The organism is Limosilactobacillus sp. (assembly GCF_022651205.1).
In the GTDB taxonomy this organism is placed as follows: Bacteria; Bacillota; Bacilli; order Lactobacillales; family Lactobacillaceae; genus Limosilactobacillus.
On record NZ_JALCQI010000002.1, the window covers coordinates 43267 to 61108 of the forward strand.

The following is a 17842-nucleotide window of genomic DNA, read 5'->3' on the forward strand; positions in this document are numbered from 1 at the left end:
AGAGCTCTAAAACAAACTCTGAAAGTCTTTTCCTGGCTTGAAAGAAACGATTACTATTAGTTTCCCTCATCCTTTACTATAAATTTCAATTAATCATGTCGTTTCCGGTTAAGCTTACCAAGTCCAAGAGCAGAAAGGAGTCCCATAATACCTAATGCTAATGCACCACGGCTGCTTTCATTACCGGTTTGTGGTAATTGAGCACTCTGTTGCTTATTAGACATTAATTTTAGCTTACTTTCATTGAACTCTTTATCATCTATCTCGACATAGTTTGTCGACTTACCAGGAGCAGACACCGATGGCTTATCAGAAGTTACTGGAGTATCAGGTACAATAGGATTGCCTATTTCAATTGGCGTTTCAGATCCTGGAATATCCGAGTCCGGAGTGTCAGAGCCTGGGGTGTCCGATCCGGGAACATCTGAACCCGGTGTATCTGAGCCCGGTGTATCTGAACCTGGGGTGTCTGAGCCGGGAGTGTCTGAGCCGGGAGTGTCAGAACCCGATGTATCTGAACCTGGCGTATCGGAACCTGGAGTGTCTGAGCCGGGAACATCTGAGCCGGGAACATCTGAACCCGGTGTATCTGAGCCTGGGAGATCTGAGCCCGGTGTATCTGAACCTGGAGTGTCTGAGCCGGGAACATCTGAGCCGGGAGTGTCAGAACCCGGTGTATCTGAACCTGGCGTATCGGAACCTGGAGTGTCTGAGCCGGGAACATCTGAGCCGGGAGTGTCAGAACCCGGTGTATCTGAGCCCGGTGTATCTGAACCTGGGGTGTCTGAGCCGGGAGTGTCTGAGCCGGGAACATCTGAGCCGGGAGTGTCAGAACCCGGTGTATCTGAACCTGGCGTATCGGAACCGGGAACATCTGAACCTGGCGTATCGGAACCTGGGGTGTCTGAGCCTGGGACATCTGAGCCCGGTGTATCGGAGCCGGGATTATTTTGCTTGTAAACTAGAGTCTCGTCACTAGGATTCTTAGTATCATTTGGCGTTACCTTAACTTCATCAGCTTTGCCACTTACCTGATACCAAGTACCAATAGTATCCGGTTCAGCATGCTTATCGCTTTCATTTAAGGTAATAGTTGGTTGGGTAATCTTATCAAAAGTAGCACTAGTCTTATCCCAAGTAATCTTACCTGGCTTAGTCGTTGCCACTTTGACATTCTTGCCATCAACCTTAATAGTTTCAGCAGTCGTTGTCTTACCGGTTACTACGTCAACATCAATTGAACCGTTAAATTCAGTTTGTTGTGTAGTAACATCCTTTAAAGTCTTACCATCAACAGTATTTGCCTTATAGTAAATATTTCTGCTAAATTCTTTGTACAAGTCCTTAGGATCAACAGCTGGTTTACCGTCTTTATCCTTAGGCACATCAGTAACTGGAGTCTTATGAGTAATCGTCTTAACGGCGTGCTTTAAGTAAACATATTGGTCTTGCACATCAAGAGTTAATTCTTGCTTACCAAGCTGGTCATTCTTAGCGTTTTCAGAAAGGCCAACTAGAACATAACCAGCCTTTTCGTAGTCTTCCTTTGACCATAACTTCTTGCTTGCATCAGTAGGGGTAGTAATATCTTCACCATCACCCACATTAGTTACAAGATGAGCTTCTAACTCATGACCATCAGTTGGATCATAAGTGGTCTTATTTTCAACGCCATTAACATCAATATAGTGAATGTTGTACTTAGCGTGTTGCTTGTAAACAACATAACCATCTGTCAGCTTGTTAACTTTATTAGTTGACCAGTCTTTACTGTTTGGATCAACAGTAGTTTGACCATTATCTTGATCTAGGTCGGCCTTATGTGTCCACTGGTTTTTACCCTCACCAATTTCATCTGGTGTAGCAACTTTAGCGAAATCATACTTACTATTATTTTCAGTAACCCCAGTTTGGGAATCAATCGTCCAGGTTTCGGTTGCGGGGTGACGATCATCAACAACATCATAAGTCTGGTTACCGATCTTAACTTGCTTAGTATTTACCCGCTTACCATCATGGTCAACGTAGTAAGTACCAGTCAAAGTTACATTTTGTGTCGTTGGCTTTTGTAATACTTGAGCTTGAGTTACGTCATCGTCATCATGAACGACCCCAACATAATGAATTGTCCGTTCAGCAGTCTTTTGCTCAGTCTGCTTAGTAGCAACCTTCATTAAGTAAACGTATTGGTCTGGCGTATCACTAGTTAACGTCTGTTTACCTAACGTGTCACCACTTGGATTTGAAACTAAAACATAGCCTTCATTACCGTAATTAGTCCATAAGCTATCAGTCTTATCTGGCGTTTCATCCACATAACCATTGATATCCGTTACTTCATGCCCTAGATCATTACCATCATTCTCAGTAAAGTCTCTGGTCTTACCATCAATTACAGACTTAGTTACATCAACATAATGAATGTTGTAGTTACCTTTTTGCTTGTAAACAAGGTAACCATCTGGCAACTTGTTAGCTTGATCTATCTTCCAGTCCGTACTATTCGGATCAACAGTAACAGCACCGTTAGCTTGATCTAAATTAGGCTTGTGGTGCCACTGGTCTTTACCTTCACCGATTTTATCTGGATCATCAACTTTAGCAAAGTCATACTTGCCTTTGTCTTCGCTAACACCAGTAGCTTTTCCATCAATCTTCCAAATTTCCTTAGCTGGATTATCATCGGTTGGTTCAACGACAACATCATAATCATGACCATTAACAGTAACTGTCTTAGTATTTACCCGTTTACCATCATGATCAACGTAGTAAGTACCGGTTAAAGTAACGTTTTGCGTAGTTGGATCTTTTAACACTTGAGCCTTGGTTACGTCATCATTATCATGAACGACACCAACGTAGTGAATTGTCCGTTCAGCTGTCTTGGGTTCAGTCTGCTTAGTAGCAGTCTTCATTAAGTAAACGTATTGATCTTGGACACCCTTGGTCAATTCTTGCTTACCTAATTGATCGCCACTTGGATTTGAAACTAGAACATAGCCTTCATCAGCGTAGGTCTTCCATAGATCAGCAGTCTTGTCTGGCGTTTCACCAACGATACCATTAATATTATGAACTTCATGGCCTAGATCATCACCATCATCCTTGGTAAAGTCAGTCGTTTTACCATCTTTAGCTACCAAATTAGTTACATCACGATAATGAACGTTATAGCCTACTTGTTGACCATAAATTAGGAAGACATCTTCATGGTCGCCGTTTTTGACGTCTTTAGCAACCTTCTTTTCCTCAGGTGCACTCTTGGCATCTTTACCAGTATATTCAGTACCATCTACAGTATCCTTAGTTGATTTAATAATCTTCCAAGTACCCTCCAACTCGCCTTCATCTTTGGTAATTTCGGGCCGTTTTACACCGTCAAAAGTGTCATTATCAGTTGTCCAGTTAACTGTCTTTTCTGGAGCATTAATGTCGCTAACAACGTTATAAGTCTGACCATCTGCACCAGTAACTTGCTTAACATTGGTGCTATCAATCTGCTTGCCAGTTGTGGTATCAACCCAGTAGCTATCGTTCGTATGGAAACTTACTTTTTGCTCAACTACCGGATTTAATTCTGGGTTATTTTCAGTATTAGTTACAAAGTGAACCGTCCGAGTAACTATCTTGTCACTAGGACCTTGCTTTGCCAACCGCATCAGTTTAACTGTAATATGCTTAGTAATTAAACTATGACCATCGTTGGCGGTCGTTGAACTGTCTTTTTTCCAAACACCATCTTTATCGTAGTCCAAACCATAATTAGTTCTGGAATTATTTGATGGCAGCTGCGTTGCAACCAGCACATAACCATTGTCAGTATAGGCTTTTAATACTTGAGCATAATCTAAATTTTGCGTACTTGCTAATTTACCACTTGGATCAACCGCAATCCCATTATCTTTTTTAGCTTTGTAATAATTATCATCAGCTTGATAATTATATGCCTTATAGTGGTCCTTTAATGCAAAAGTTGGAATGGGTGGTTTGTCAAATTGATAATGCAAATTGTCATGAACATTAATTTCTTGGCTTAAATCAAAGCTAGAAAGCTTTACCGGCTTAGCACTATCAGTTACATCTTCAAAAGTAATGTCAACTGGTTGATTGTGGTAATAAATTAAATATTCCGTTGGCGGATTACCGACATTTTTCTGGGCGTTGTTTAACTGCCCAAAAGAATCATAATAATAAGTTCCCTCTTTGCCGAAATCGGTTCCACTTGTCGGTACGGCCGGATCATAAGTGGTCCAGTCATCTACTTTAGGGACGTCAAAGCCCGGAAACTGAATAACTCCGGAATAATTATTATTCTGTTCTTGAGTATTTTTATCTACAACCCCTAAGACTGCATCATATAATCGATCAGTAATGCTACGGTAAATTACCCGATTTTTATCCTGGGAGCCATGTAAAGCATCAATTAAAGTACTCGTATCAGTGTTAGCATCCTTCATTGAAACAGAAACGTTACCATCACCAACAGTATCTACTTTCTTACTACCTTTAGTATAATCAACCCGTGAGCCAATGGTTGACTTAGGTGGTTGCCCTTCAACTTCTGGGCGATCTGGATCAGGAACATTCTTATCATAATAATACTTAAATTCAACTGTCCGTGGCACTTCAACATAAAAGCGCTTATCCACTTTAAAATCCATATTATTATGTTTTAGAGTAATAATATAGTCCCCGCCATTAGTAACTTTAGTATCGCCGGAAGTTCCCGCTTGCAATTCACTGCCATAATAATTATAGTCAGGATCAAATTGGTAGCCAGCCAGTGGATAATTCTTCTTCTTATTGGCAAGCCATTTGTTATAGGCTTCAGTGATACTTGGCTTATCGATTACGCCTTTTGCAACCATATCTTGCAAGATAGTTTGATTGGCAAGCTCTTTACCCAAAATTTGGTCAGCACCATCTTTTAAACCGCCGGTAAAGTTAGACTCTTCATTAAGAGTACCAGTATAGCCTGCTTGTTGCTTTGCAATATCAAGAGCCATATCACTTAAAGCAACAACCGGAGAAATCCCAACTAAATGTTCTTGACCGTCACTATCTACAACATAGCCATAGCCATATTTCGTGTCTTGAAGCTGCTTTTGCGTATCAGATTCAATCCGCTGATTAATTAACTCAGCCACCGTTGATCCGGCTTTACCTGAGATCGTAATTGCCGGTAATTCTTTCATGGTACCGTTACTAAAGTCTATATCGCCATAGCCAGCATCATAAATATGGAAAGTTGCTGTTACTTGATCAGCTGGCGTCGTTACCTTAGGTTCATTGATCGCACTTACCGTAGCTGGCTGCTGATTTTGCAACGTAAAAGTTTGTTGCTCACTAGTCGAATCAACTTTCACCTTATTTTGCGCATCTGCTAATGGTTCACTTCCGACGTCATCAGCGTGGGCTACAGTACCCCCGGCGATAAAGGTAGTTCCTAATAAGACCGAAGCAACGCCAATGCTCAGCTTCCGTAAGCCGAATCGTTGCCGTTGTTTTTCCATTCGTCGTAAATATTCTTGAGTATTTTTGCTAGACAATATTGTTCCCTCCCCACAAATTGAAAGTTAGCATATTATACAAATTTAATTATACAATCATTTCGCTTAAATGGGAACTAACTTTAACTAAGCAATTGATAAGTGAATTACTAAGCAAGACTAAAAAAGACTGCCAGAGTCCCTTTCTATTGGGAAACTAGCAGTCTTTTTTTCTTTATTTTATTTTGGGATTACCTGATTTTACATCATGCCACCCATGCCGGCACCGCCTTGTGGTGCAGCAGGAGCTTGGTTATCCTTTGGTTCTGGCTTATCTGCAACAACGGCTTCAGTGGTAAGAAGCAATGCAGATACTGAAGCAGCATTTTGAAGGGCGGAACGAGTAACCTTAGTTGGGTCAACAATTCCGGCTTCAACCATGTCTTCAAACTTGCCATCAGCAGCGTTGTAACCAATTCCTGGCTTTTCACTCTTCAATTGGTTAACGATTACTGAGCCTTCAACACCGGCGTTTTCAGCGATTTGACGAACTGGTGCTTCCAAAGCAGCCTTAACAATTTGAACACCGGTAGCTTCGTCGCCAGTTGCTTCAACCTTATCCAAGGCTGGGAGAACGTTAACTAAGGCAGTACCACCACCAGGAACAAATCCTTCTTGGACGGCAGCCCGGGTAGCGTTCAAAGCATCCTCAATCCGGTACTTCTTTTCCTTCATTTCAGTTTCGGTTGCGGCACCGACACGAACAACAGCAACACCACCAGAAAGCTTTGCAAGACGTTCTTGGAGCTTTTCCTTATCGAAGTCAGAAGTTGCCTTGCTGATAGCTTGCTTGATTTGGTCAACCCGTTCAGCAATGGCTTCCTTAGCACCAGCACCGTCAACGATTGTGGTGTTGTCCTTAGTAACCGTTACCTTGTTAGCTTGACCCAATTGATCAACAGTGGCATCCTTTAAGTTCATGCCAAGGTCATCAGAAATAACAGTACCACCGGTCAATACAGCGATATCTTGTAATTGAGCCTTCCGCCGGTCACCAAAGCCAGGAGCCTTAACGGCAACAACATTGAAGGTTCCCCGAATCTTGTTCAATACAAGAGTTGGAAGAGCTTCACCAGTAATATCATCAGCAATGATTAAGAGAGCACGACCTTCTTGAACAACTGATTGAAGAAGTGGCAAAATGTCTTGGATGTTGCTGATCTTCTTGTCAGTAATCAAGATGTATGGGTTATCTAAGTCAGCTTCCATCTTGTCGTTGTCAGTTACCATGTATTGTGAAATGTAACCACGATCGAAGCTCATCCCTTCAACAACGTCAACACTCGTGTCAACACCACGAGAATCTTCAAGGGTGATAACACCATCGTTACCAACCTTCTCCATAGCATCAGCAATTAACTTACCAACTTCCTTGTTATCAGCAGAAATGGAAGCAATTTGTGCGATGTCATCCTTGGTCTTAACATCGTGAGACATGTTCTTCAAAGCTTCAACGGCTGCCCGAGTAGCCTTGTCAATTCCGCGACGAACACCAACTGGGTTAGCACCGGCAGTAACGTTCTTCATTCCGGCGTTAACAATTGCTTGGGTCAAAACAGTAGCAGTAGTAGTACCATCACCGGCAATGTCGTTAGTCTTGGAAGCAACTTCGGAAACAAGCTTTGCGCCCATGTTTTCAAAGTGGTTTTCCAATTCAATACTCTTAGCAATTGTAACACCATCGTTAGTAATGGTTGGGTTGCCATAGCTTTGTTCAAGAACAACATTCCGTCCCTTTGGACCCATAGTAGTCTTAACAGTATTTGCTAACTTATCAACACCGTGGAGCATTTCGTTCCGGGCGTCTTCAGAAAACTTAATTTCTTTTGCCATTTATTATTCACCTCAAAATTAAAATCTGTAACGTTTTTGATTAATCCTGCTAATTAGTCGATTACGGCTACAAGATCCTTTTCATGAACAACGAGGTACTTCTCACCGTTGTATTCAATTTCATTTCCAGCGTACTTATCAAAGAGGACCCGATCGCCTTCCTTAACAGCTGGTGCTAGCTTTTCACCATTGTCTAGTGTCCGACCAGCGCCGACAGCAATAACCTTACCTGTTGTTGGCTTTTCCTTAACATTTGAAGCAAGAACAATGCCACCGACTGTCTTTTCTTCTTCAGTTTCAGCTTTAAGAACCACGCGATCTCCTAATGGTTTTAACACGTTAATCCCTCCATTTTGATAATTCAAAGTTAATTTAGCACTCTTACCTTCCAAGTGCTAATCACAGTTTCTACTATAACATGTTTCTATCCGATTGCAATAGAAATAGCTCACTTATTTTTGACTTTTATTGACCATTAGAAAAAGAGTGCTCACCAGCAAAGGACTTGCGGAAGGCTAGCAATTTCTCCTGACGAAGGCGACTTGTGCCTAGGAAGGAGGTTGCTAGCTCTAGCAAGTCCCTGGTGAGCCGTTCTCGACTATGTTCCAACCAAAAATTATGGTCGTGGCGAACAGTCCCTGGCTACGTTGCATTAGGAGGTTGTTGTCTATAGGGTTGGTCTTCTCTGCAAGCACGTTTACGTTATGTATATAGTAGAACCACTAACTTTTAAACATCTAAAATAAAAACACGGCAAGAGTTTGAAGTGCTCGTGTCATGTTCTCTATTATCAATTTTTATTTTTACTCATAAGGAATTCTCTTAGTCGTGAGACATCACGGTTACTTAAATCACCAATATAATGAATATTACATGAAGATTTTAAAAGCGAATATCCACGATAGGTATCAATCCATGAGTGTTTTCTTAATCCAGTAGATTCATAATCTTTAATTACAAAATACCATGACTTCATATAATCAGATTTGTTTTGATATTTCGTCGTTATATCAAAAAATCTCAATTTTGTTTCCGTTTCATCAAGAATAAAAATTGGTCGTCTTTTTCCACCATTTATCTGAACAAATTCTACATATGCTGTTGCTATCTTTTTATTCATCTTTTTTGATCCACTTTTTTATTTTTTCAGGAGTATCTAGCTCTTCAGTAGGCCAATTTTCCGTTAGCTCTTGAATAGCTAATTCATCTTTTTCTCTTTGTGTTAATTTTGTAGAAAATGGTAACCCACCTTCAGCCACAAGTCTTTTATAGAACATAGTAATAGCAGTAGTTGGATTTAAACCCAGTCGATCCAATACGGCATCACCCTCATCAGCTAGTTTGCGGTTTACTTGCACTTGAATTCGCTTTTTTATTGCTTGAGCCATAATGTTTCCTCCTTATTGTACTCAAATTATACTAGTTAATGAGTATTTCATCAATAAATATAATTGCTTTTAAACAACAAAAAGGCCAGAACCGAAAAGTCCTAGTCTTCATTCCCCCTATTCCGGATTATTCTCCGCATAATTCTTAATAAAGTAGATCAACGTCTGTAATTCATTAGTTAAATCAATGTTTTGTACTTGAACGTTCTTCGGTACAGAAAGACGAACAGGAGTAAAGTTCAAAATTCCCTTAACACCAACACTAACTAATTGGTCTGCTACCTTTTGCGAGGTAGAGCTTGGCACGGTCAGGATTACGGCGTCAATTTGCTGTTCCTTAATCTGCTTTTGCATTTCACTTGCTGGATAAATTGGAATCCCACTCTTAACGGTATTAGCTAATTCAGGCTTAGTATCGAATGCGGCACTGATCCGTAGGTTGGTATCCTGGTGGAAATTATAGTTAAGGAGAGCACTCCCTAATGCTCCAACACCGACTAGTGCAACGCTAGTTAAAGTATCTTGGTTCAGAATTCCCTTGAAGAAGTTCAAAAGGCTCTCTACATCGTAACCATATCCACGCTTCCCTAGTTCACCGAAGTATGAGAAGTCACGACGAATTGTTGCTGAATCGACCTGAACCGCTTCAGATAGTTCAGTTGATGATACCCGTCGCTTATTCGCACTTAATAATACGCTTAGATAACGATAATAAATTGGTAATCGTTTTGCTGTTGCCTTAGGGATCTTTTTAGTTGCCATTCTTGTTTGTTCCTCCTGAAATTTTGCTTTTAATTTAACATTAGTGAGCTTAGTTTTTTTACTCAATTTTGCTAGTTTGTGAAATTTGATTCTCTTATTATTCTAGCAACAAACTCCTCTATTGTGAACACTTAAACAAAATTATTTTTTAATTTTTTCTTATTTGAACTTTGGTGAACGCATTTTGCTACTGTAACCTTTGTGAAATAAGGGTTAACCAGCGTATAATAGTAAAGTACATCTTTGAAGAACGAGGTAAACAAAATGATTCTTTTGCAAGCCAATAATGTAATGCGTCGTTTTGGCGCTGACGTCCTTTTTCATGACGTCAATTTACAAATTCAAGAACATGGTCGAACCGCCCTTGTTGGTCGTAATGGTGCAGGAAAAACGACCCTATTAAAAATGATCGCGGGAATTACCAGTCCAGATGAGGGAACAATTTCCAAAAGTAGTGGTCTTTCGATCGGTTACCTGGCTCAGGATCAAGGTTTAGATAGCCAAAACACTATCTGGGCAGAACTTGATTTAGTATTTGCTCCTCTCCATAAAATGGAAAAGCAGATTCACCAACTTGAGGAACAATTAGCAACAATCGATCCAGCAAGTCATGAATTTCAGCTCACAACGGAGAAATATTCCCAGCTCCAAGCCGATTTTAAGAAGCACGGTGGCTTTGAGTACGAGTCACGGATGCGCGGAATCTTGAAGGGATTCGGTTTCCCCGAGGCGGACTACCAAACATCAATTAATTCCCTTTCTGGAGGACAAAAGACGAAGCTTGCTTTAGCAAAAATTCTTTTGCAGTCACCCGATCTCCTGATCCTCGATGAACCAACCAACCACCTTGACATGAACGTTCTTGCCTGGCTCGAAGACTACTTAAAGGGATACAAGGGTGCCCTGCTTGTTGTTTCCCACGACCGGTACTTCCTTGATCGGGTGGTTTCCGATATCTATGACCTTGATAACCATACGCTCCGTCACTATACCGGCAACTACACTCAATTCATGCAACACAAGCAAGAGTGGCTGACTGCGGAATGGAAGCACTACGATCAGCAGCAAAAGAAAATTGCTAAACTTGAAGACTTTGTTAACCGTAATATCGTCAGGGCTTCAACCACCAAACGGGCTCAGGCACGACGTAAACAACTGGAAAAGATGGACCGCATGGAACGTCCCGAAACCGATGATCAATCAATCCACTTCCATTTCCATAGTGATAAGGATAGTGGAAATGAAGTCCTCGATGTTGACCAAGCCGTTGTCGGTTATAATGACCAAAAATTAGCTGGTCCCTTATCATTTACGGTTCGCAAACCACACCGGGTCGGAATCATTGGACCAAACGGGATCGGTAAGTCGACCCTCCTAAAGTCAATTCTTCACCGAATCCCACTAATTAGCGGTTCCGTGAAGCTCGGTGCCAACCTCCGAATCGGTTACTACGATCAGGAACAGCAACAACTCCATCCCGAAAAGTCAGTTCTCAATGAAGTTTGGGACGATCACCCGAATGTTCCAGAAAAGGATATCCGGTCACTCTTGGGGAGCTTTCTCTTTGTTGGTGACGATGTTTATAAACTCGTCCACGATCTTTCCGGTGGTGAAAAAGCCCGACTTGAGTTAACTAAGCTTTCCTTCAAGCCGATCAACTTTCTGATTCTTGATGAACCAACCAACCACTTAGATATTGATAGTCGTGAGGTCTTGGAGAACGCTATCAATGAATTTACCGGAACGGTGCTTTTCATTTCCCACGACCGGTACTTTATTAACCAAGTTGCTACCGATGTCCTTGATATGAGTGCTACTGGGATTAAACATTACGAAGGGAACTATGATGACTATCTAGCAGCCATCAATAAGGCAACGGCAGAAGAAAACGCGCAAAGTGAAGAACAATCTTCAGCAACCTCCAAGCCGAAGAAGTCCAGTGCTCAGCAATCCTACCAACAAAGCAAGGAAACACAACGGGCACGGCGGAAGCTTCAGCGGCAAGTTGATCAGTTAGAAGAGCAAATGACATCCCTTGAGGAACAGGAGCAGGCACTTCAGGAGCAAATGAGCCAACCTGAAATTGCCACGGATATTGGTAAGTTGACGGATCTCCAAAAGGAACTGGATGAGTTAAATGCTAAGTCTGAGAAAGTTGAATTAGAATGGACAAGTGCTGCTGAGGACTTAGAACAATTCGATCAAGAAAATAGTTGACTTTTGCTCAGGAAGAAAGTAAACTGCAAGCAAATGATCTAAGTAGGACAGTTTAGAGAATAGTGGTCACCGGCTGAAAGCCACTAGCAGAGTTCCGAATCCTAATCATGGTTAATTAACAAATAAATAATTTTTTGAAAAAGAGTAAAGCATGTCTTTGAACGAGGATGGTAACGCCGTAACTGGTGCCTCGACTTAGGCATGCTTTTTGTTTAGAAAGGATGGGTAATAATGGGAAAGCAGCAACGGATCGTCGTTAAGGTCGGGACAAGTAGCTTAATCTACCCAAATGGTCAGGTTAACTTACGAACGATTGACCGGCTAGCCTACACTTTAGCAACACTCAATCATCAAGGATACGAAATGGTTCTCGTTTCTTCTGGTGCGATTGGTGTGGGGCTTGCCAGCCTCGGACTAAAGAAGCGACCAGTAGAAATCGCTCAGCAGCAGGCTCTTGCTTCAATCGGTCAGACTGAACTAATGCGGATTTACTCCCAACGTTTCTTGGACTACCAAACTAAGGTCGGTCAAATCTTACTAACCCGAGACGTCCTTGAATATCCGGTTAGTCGCCAGCACATTTTGAACACAATCGAAACCCTTCTCGGTGATTCGGTTGTCCCAATCATTAACGAAAACGACCCTGTTTCGGTTGACGAATTGGATCACCACACTACCTTTAGTGACAACGATGAACTTTCCGCACAGGTTGCTACCAAGATCAACGCGGATCTCCTGATCGTCCTTTCCGACATTGATGCTTTCTATAATAAGGATCCACACAAGTTTTCTGATGCCCAACCAATTCGCCACGTTAGCAAAATGACTCCCGAACTTGAACAAGCCGCTAGCGGGAGTAGCACCCAATTTGGCACCGGTGGCATGGTCACCAAACTCCGTGCCGCCGCCACCATCATGCAAGCCAACCAACAAATGATTCTCTGCAACGGCCGCGATCCCAAAATCATCTTCCACATCCTCGACAATAATGAAGAGTCTGTGGGAACGAGGTTTGGAAAATAGAGTGTCTTCGCTCTAAAGAGTTTCCGGAAAGCTAGCAATTTCTCCTGACGAAGGCGACTTGCGCCTAGGAAGGAGGTTGCTAGCTCTAGGGAACTCGGGCAAAGCACGTTTCGATTAGAGTGCGAACCGCGACGGACTAGCAATCAAGTACTAAGGAATCCCGGACGATGATTGGCTTGCAATCAAGGACGGGATAGTTAGACGGAGATTGCGGTCGCGGTGAGCAGATCTTAACTATGTCGCCTAGCTCTAGCAAGTCCCTGGCGATCGCAGTAGCTGAGTGGCTTTTGTCATCAACAAGTTGATAGCCAAAAACCTACTCATCCTTGCGTGGGTTCACAGACGAAATTGATAAATCAATTTCTGGTTCACTCCAACGTTTCGACTCGGTTGCAGTAGAACCGCTAGCTCTAATAAGCCCCTGAAATCTCCAATACACCACATTACAATGTACAACCAAAGGAGGACCACATCATGACATCACTTAATCAAATTGGTCAACAAGCAAAAATTGCTGCACGTAAATTGGCACTTCTCGATACAGCCACTAAGAATCATGGACTTCAATCAATGGCCGATGCTTTAGTTGCTAATCAATCCACTATTCTTGAAGCAAATAAACAAGACTTAGCTAATGCTAGCGAGATGCCAAAAAAGTTTCTTGATCGCTTAATGCTAAATGAACAACGAATTACCGATATGGCAAACGGCCTGCGTTCAATTGCCCAGCTATCTGATCCAACCGCCCAAATCGATCGGGGATGGATCAGCGCTGATGGTCTCCAAATCATTCAACGACGAGTTCCACTCGGTGTCATCGGAATTATTTTTGAAGCCCGACCAAACGTTACCGCTGATGCAACCGGGCTAACCTTTAAGAGTGGGAATGCGGTTATTCTTCGTGGTGGTAAAGAAGCATTACAAACTAACCTGACAATTGCTAAGATTCTGCGAGAAGCTTTAGTCCAAGATAACCTCCCCGCAGATGCTGTTCAAATGGTTGACGATCCGAGCCACGAAAGCGCCCAAGAAATGATGAACCTTACTGACTACATTGACGTTCTGATTCCTCGTGGCGGTCGTGGATTAATCCAACGGGTAGTCAAGACCGCGACTGTTCCGGTAATTGAAACCGGAGCTGGTAATTGTCATGTTTACATTGATAAGGATGCTGATCTGAAGATGGCAACCGCAATTACCGTTAACGCAAAGGTACAGCGTCCTTCCGTCTGCAACGCTGCCGAAAAATTATTAATTCACCGGGACGTTGCTAAGCAATACTTACCTACCATTGCACATGCCCTAATCGATCATGGCGTTCAATTACGTGGTGACCAAACTGCCTGTGAGATCGTTCCGGAAATCACACCTGCAACTACCGAAGATTGGGACACCGAATATAACGATCTCATCATGGCAGTTAAGGTGGTTGATAGTCTCGACGAAGCCATTAACCACATCAATAATCACAGTACCCATCACTCTGAATCAATCATTACTAATAGTCTAGAGCGGGGACGGCAATTCCAAGAACAAATCGACTCTGCCTGCGTTTACGTTAACGCTTCTACCCGGTTTACAGATGGCGGAATGTTTGGTTTCGGTGCCGAAATTGGTATCAGCACTCAAAAGCTCCACGCCCGCGGACCAATGGGGCTCCACCAATTAACTACCATAAAATACGAGATTACTGGTAACGGACAGGTTAGACAATAGAGATAAATAAGTAAATAAATAAGGCGTCTCATGGCTGCTAGAATTCTATCTAGTAACTATGAGACGCTTTATTTAGTTTCACTAATTTTCCATTCGTTTAAACATCAATCCGGGTTCAGCATTCAGGTCCATCCCCGCGCGATCACCATGTTGATAACACATATAACCAGCAGCACCAATCATTGCTGCATTATCACCACATAGTCTTAATGGTGCTTGAAGCATCGTTACGTCTGGGTGGTACTTTTGCATATCATGATCTAAGCGTGAACGAAGACCGTGATTAGCGGCAACCCCGCCTGCTAAGATCAGCTGCTTAACTGGGTACCGATCAAGTGCTCGCATTGTCTTTTCAGCCAATACATCAACGACACTTTGTTGGAAACTGGCTGCTAGATCATATTTATTCAGCTTTTCACCCCGCTGATCCGCGTTATGAACGGTATTGATAAAGGCACTCTTCAGACCGCTAAAGCTAAAGTCATAGTTAGCTTCTTTTTCCATTGCCCGAGGGAACTTAAATGTATCTTCACCCTTAGCCGCCCACTCATCGATCGTCTTTCCAGCAGGATAATTAACGCCAAGGACCCGACCAATTTTATCATAGGCTTCCCCTGCGGCATCGTCCCGGGTTTCACCAATAATTTCAAATTCGTGTTCAGCCTTCATGTAAACCAATTCGGTGTGACCACCGGAAACTAGTAGTGCCATCTGCGGGTACTTAAATTCACCGACATACCGTGCGGCGTACAGGTGACCTGTCATATGGTTTACCGGAATCAGTGGCAAGTGGTGGGCCCACGCGATTGCCTTAGCAGCGGTAACACCAATCAATAGTGAACCAACCAATCCAGGACCATAAGTAACTGCGACCGCTGTAATTTCATCATATGAAACACTGGCTTCTTCAAGCGCCTGGTCTGTGCACCGAGTAATCCATTCAATGTGATGTCGACTAGCAACTTCAGGTACAACCCCACCGAATCGTTGGTGACTATCAATTTGCGTTGCAACAATATTTGACAAGATCTTGGTACCATTTTCCACGACGGCAACACTTGTCTCGTCACAACTCGTCTCAAATGCCAAGATTAACGTTCTCTCTGCCATATCTAAGTATTTCCCCTCTAACTTACAATTTTACTTCCATTTCAACCGCATCTTCCCGATTGTCAATATAATAACGTGGTTTAATATTAATCTGACGAAATCCAAGCCGTTCGTATAGCCGTCGCGCCTGAAGATTATGCGCCCGTACCTCAAGTGTCATTCGTGAATAGTCATGCTGGTTAGCATACCCCTTGAGAATTTGAATAAGTCGTGAACCAATTTTCCGGTTTTGGTATGCTGGACTAACACCAATATTGGTAATGTGGCTTTCGTTTCTATAGCGATTAAATGAACAACCAACATAGGCAACAACTTGACCGTCATACGTGGTAACCAAGTATAAGCGATCGCGATCACGTTCTAATTCAAGCTGAAAAGCATTGGCATTCCACGGTGCCGTTCCATAAATCCGCTCCTCAATTTCAATGATTGAGGAAATATCAGCAAACCGCGCTTGCCGAATCGTAAAATGACGTCCCTGAAGTAATTCGTACCGTTGATTAAATATCAGGCGCTCTTCACCACGATTACGTTCAAGCCATGCTTTAAACTTCGCGAACATAATTCTGCCTGGTTTCACCCGGATGAAGCTTCTGCCAGTTTGCTTCTGCTTCAGTAATCCGCAAGTAGTGAGGCACCATTGAATCAATATCAGACACCGGTTGAGCATTTTCACCAGCAAGTGCTAATTGATACGTGGAAGGAATAGCAAACGGTCGCGGAGCAATTTCAACATTAGCAGGCATCTCACCCATCGCTTTCTTGATCCGGTCGGTTAAGTGGCCCACTAATAAGATCGGTTGCTTCAACTCTGCAAGCTGCTGTAACAAATCTTTCATTGCTAGGTGTTGGTCAGCAATCCGATTAACTAACTTGTCGTCCTGCCACTGGTAGGCACCCGCGAAGACATTCCCCCGACGAGCATCAAAGAAGGGCACAATTACTTCTTTAGTAGTTGGAACAACATTCCGTGCTAATACTTCGAGGCTCGAAACGCCCACTAATTCCTTATTTAAAGTATCAGCAAGCACCTTCGCTGTTGAAACCGCAATCCGGATTCCAGTATAAGAGCCGGGGCCTTGGGCTACAACAATTCGGTCAACTTCTTCCGGTTGCCACTTTACTAACTTAAAGAGCTTATTAATTGCTGGCATTAGGTAAATACTGTGATTACGAACCATGTTTAATGTTTCGGTTGCAAGCAGCTGATCATCCTCAACGACAGCAACACTCATTGGGTGGTTCGATGTATCGATGGCAAGTATCTTCATTTTTTCGTTCATCCTTTCAATCAACTAACATCTTATCACACCAGCACTTTTTTGCATTAAATTTCAACTATCTTTCAATAAGGAAAATCAACAGATATACGCATTTACAACTACGCTTAAATCGTATATACTAAATGTGGAGGATGATAATGAACACGAAAGTTAAATTTGTTTTTAGTCGTGCTTTTATGGAAGAATGGTTTTCCTGTGGTTTGACCAAGGAAAATCGACAAGAATTAATCGACAATATTTCATATTATTTAAGTAATGCGCCTGATAATAATCACGGCAAGAAATTTCCAGGAGAAATTATTGAAGGGACAGGGGGAGCAATTAAATATCGCTTTACCCCGGAAGATTATCATAAAGGAAAAAGTGGGAGTTTTCGAACTATTTATTTTGTTTATGATGTTTCTATTAATCACCTATTTTTCCTAACTGTTTACCCCAAGAATAGAAAAGCTTCTTTATCTAAGCGAGAAAAACATGCAATTAAGAAATTTATTGAAAATAGTAAACGCAAACGAAAGGAGAAATAATTATGGCATCTGTCATTGAGGATTCATTAAAAGAATATCAAAATTTTTTAAATGGTGAAAAAGCTGATGTCGATATTGTTGAAACAACTATTCCTGTTAAACCTGAATTTAATAGTACTACTATTAAAGATTTACGAAAAAAAATTAACGTTACTCAAAAGGGATTAGCTAATTTAATTGGCGTTTCTACTAGAACAGTTGAATCATGGGAAATGGATAGAACCGAGCCTAATCGTTCCTCACAAAAATTGCTAACACTTTTAACTAGAGATACTTCATTAGTAAACGAATTGAGATTAATTTAATTCAAAATAAAAGCTTAGTACAAGAAGCTGGGAATTAACTTTCTCGGAGGGACGGTTGACTAACCTAGAACGATGAATGATGATGAAATCATCAGAATCGTTCGTAGCCGAATAGGCTTGCTTCGCTGC

At 42.0% G+C, this 17842-nt stretch carries 14 protein-coding genes; 5 read left to right on the forward strand and 9 right to left on the reverse strand.

The window, feature by feature from the left end:
- Positions 1–89: 89 nt before the first annotated feature.
- From LKJ51_RS01045 to LKJ51_RS01070, 6 genes are all read right to left on the reverse strand, one after another.
- The gene (locus LKJ51_RS01045) at positions 90–5549 is read right to left on the reverse strand and encodes a YSIRK-type signal peptide-containing protein (protein ID WP_291978671.1); all 5460 of its coding nucleotides are present in this window, start codon (positions 5547–5549) and stop codon (positions 90–92) included.
- Between the two features lie 201 nt (positions 5550–5750).
- Positions 5751–7382, reverse strand: a complete 1632-nt coding sequence (gene groL / locus LKJ51_RS01050; protein ID WP_291978670.1) for a chaperonin GroEL — start codon at positions 7380–7382, stop codon at positions 5751–5753.
- A 53-nt stretch (positions 7383–7435) separates the two neighbouring features.
- Positions 7436–7720, reverse strand: coding sequence for a co-chaperone GroES (gene groES, locus LKJ51_RS01055; RefSeq protein WP_291978669.1), 285 nt, complete (start codon positions 7718–7720; stop codon positions 7436–7438).
- 452 nt (positions 7721–8172) lie between these two features.
- Positions 8173–8502: a toxin MazF gene (locus LKJ51_RS01060; RefSeq protein ID WP_291978668.1), complete on the reverse strand. Its 330-nt coding sequence runs from the start codon at positions 8500–8502 to the stop codon at positions 8173–8175.
- Positions 8495–8770, reverse strand: a complete 276-nt coding sequence (locus tag LKJ51_RS01065) for a type II toxin-antitoxin system RelB/DinJ family antitoxin (RefSeq protein WP_291978667.1) — start codon at positions 8768–8770, stop codon at positions 8495–8497. Before LKJ51_RS01065 ends, LKJ51_RS01060 begins: the two co-directional genes overlap by 8 nt.
- A gap of 117 nt (positions 8771–8887) precedes the next feature.
- Entirely contained in the window at positions 8888–9532 is a 645-nt protein-coding gene (locus LKJ51_RS01070; protein ID WP_291978666.1) for a redox-sensing transcriptional repressor Rex, read from the reverse strand.
- Positions 9533–9796: 264 nt separating this feature from the next.
- On the opposite strand from LKJ51_RS01070, the gene LKJ51_RS01075 reads away from it, so the two are divergent.
- The 3 genes from LKJ51_RS01075 (at position 9797) to LKJ51_RS01085 (ending at position 14488) form a co-directional block, all read left to right on the forward strand.
- Positions 9797–11749, forward strand: coding sequence for an ABC-F family ATP-binding cassette domain-containing protein (locus LKJ51_RS01075; protein ID WP_291978665.1), 1953 nt, complete (start codon positions 9797–9799; stop codon positions 11747–11749).
- Between the two features lie 231 nt (positions 11750–11980).
- Positions 11981–12772, forward strand: coding sequence for a glutamate 5-kinase (gene proB, locus LKJ51_RS01080; RefSeq protein ID WP_291978664.1), 792 nt, complete (start codon positions 11981–11983; stop codon positions 12770–12772).
- Positions 12773–13246: 474 nt separating this feature from the next.
- Positions 13247–14488 (forward strand): glutamate-5-semialdehyde dehydrogenase, encoded by a 1242-nt coding sequence (locus LKJ51_RS01085; RefSeq protein WP_291978663.1) that lies wholly within the window; start codon positions 13247–13249, stop codon positions 14486–14488.
- Between the two features lie 81 nt (positions 14489–14569).
- Here LKJ51_RS01085 and tsaD read toward each other — a convergent pair whose 3' ends face one another.
- Genes tsaD through tsaB form a run of 3 tightly spaced genes read right to left on the reverse strand, consistent with a single transcriptional unit; the run spans position 14570 to position 16869 of the window.
- Positions 14570–15598: a tRNA (adenosine(37)-N6)-threonylcarbamoyltransferase complex transferase subunit TsaD gene (tsaD, locus tag LKJ51_RS01090; RefSeq protein WP_291978662.1), complete on the reverse strand. Its 1029-nt coding sequence runs from the start codon at positions 15596–15598 to the stop codon at positions 14570–14572.
- 22 nt (positions 15599–15620) lie between these two features.
- Entirely contained in the window at positions 15621–16160 is a 540-nt protein-coding gene (gene rimI / locus LKJ51_RS01095) for a ribosomal protein S18-alanine N-acetyltransferase (RefSeq protein ID WP_291978660.1), read from the reverse strand.
- Positions 16144–16869, reverse strand: a complete 726-nt coding sequence (tsaB, locus tag LKJ51_RS01100) for a tRNA (adenosine(37)-N6)-threonylcarbamoyltransferase complex dimerization subunit type 1 TsaB (RefSeq protein WP_291978659.1) — start codon at positions 16867–16869, stop codon at positions 16144–16146. The genes rimI and tsaB overlap by 17 nt, the downstream gene beginning before the upstream one ends.
- 149 nt (positions 16870–17018) lie before the next feature.
- On the opposite strand from tsaB, the gene LKJ51_RS01105 reads away from it, so the two are divergent.
- Together LKJ51_RS01105 and LKJ51_RS01110 are read left to right on the forward strand one after the other, a co-directional pair.
- Positions 17019–17408, forward strand: coding sequence for a type II toxin-antitoxin system RelE/ParE family toxin (locus tag LKJ51_RS01105; protein WP_291978658.1), 390 nt, complete (start codon positions 17019–17021; stop codon positions 17406–17408).
- Between the two features lie 2 nt (positions 17409–17410).
- Complete coding sequence (locus LKJ51_RS01110) at positions 17411–17713, forward strand: helix-turn-helix domain-containing protein (RefSeq protein WP_291978657.1); 303 nt, start codon at positions 17411–17413, stop codon at positions 17711–17713.
- Positions 17714–17842: the final 129 nt, after the last annotated feature.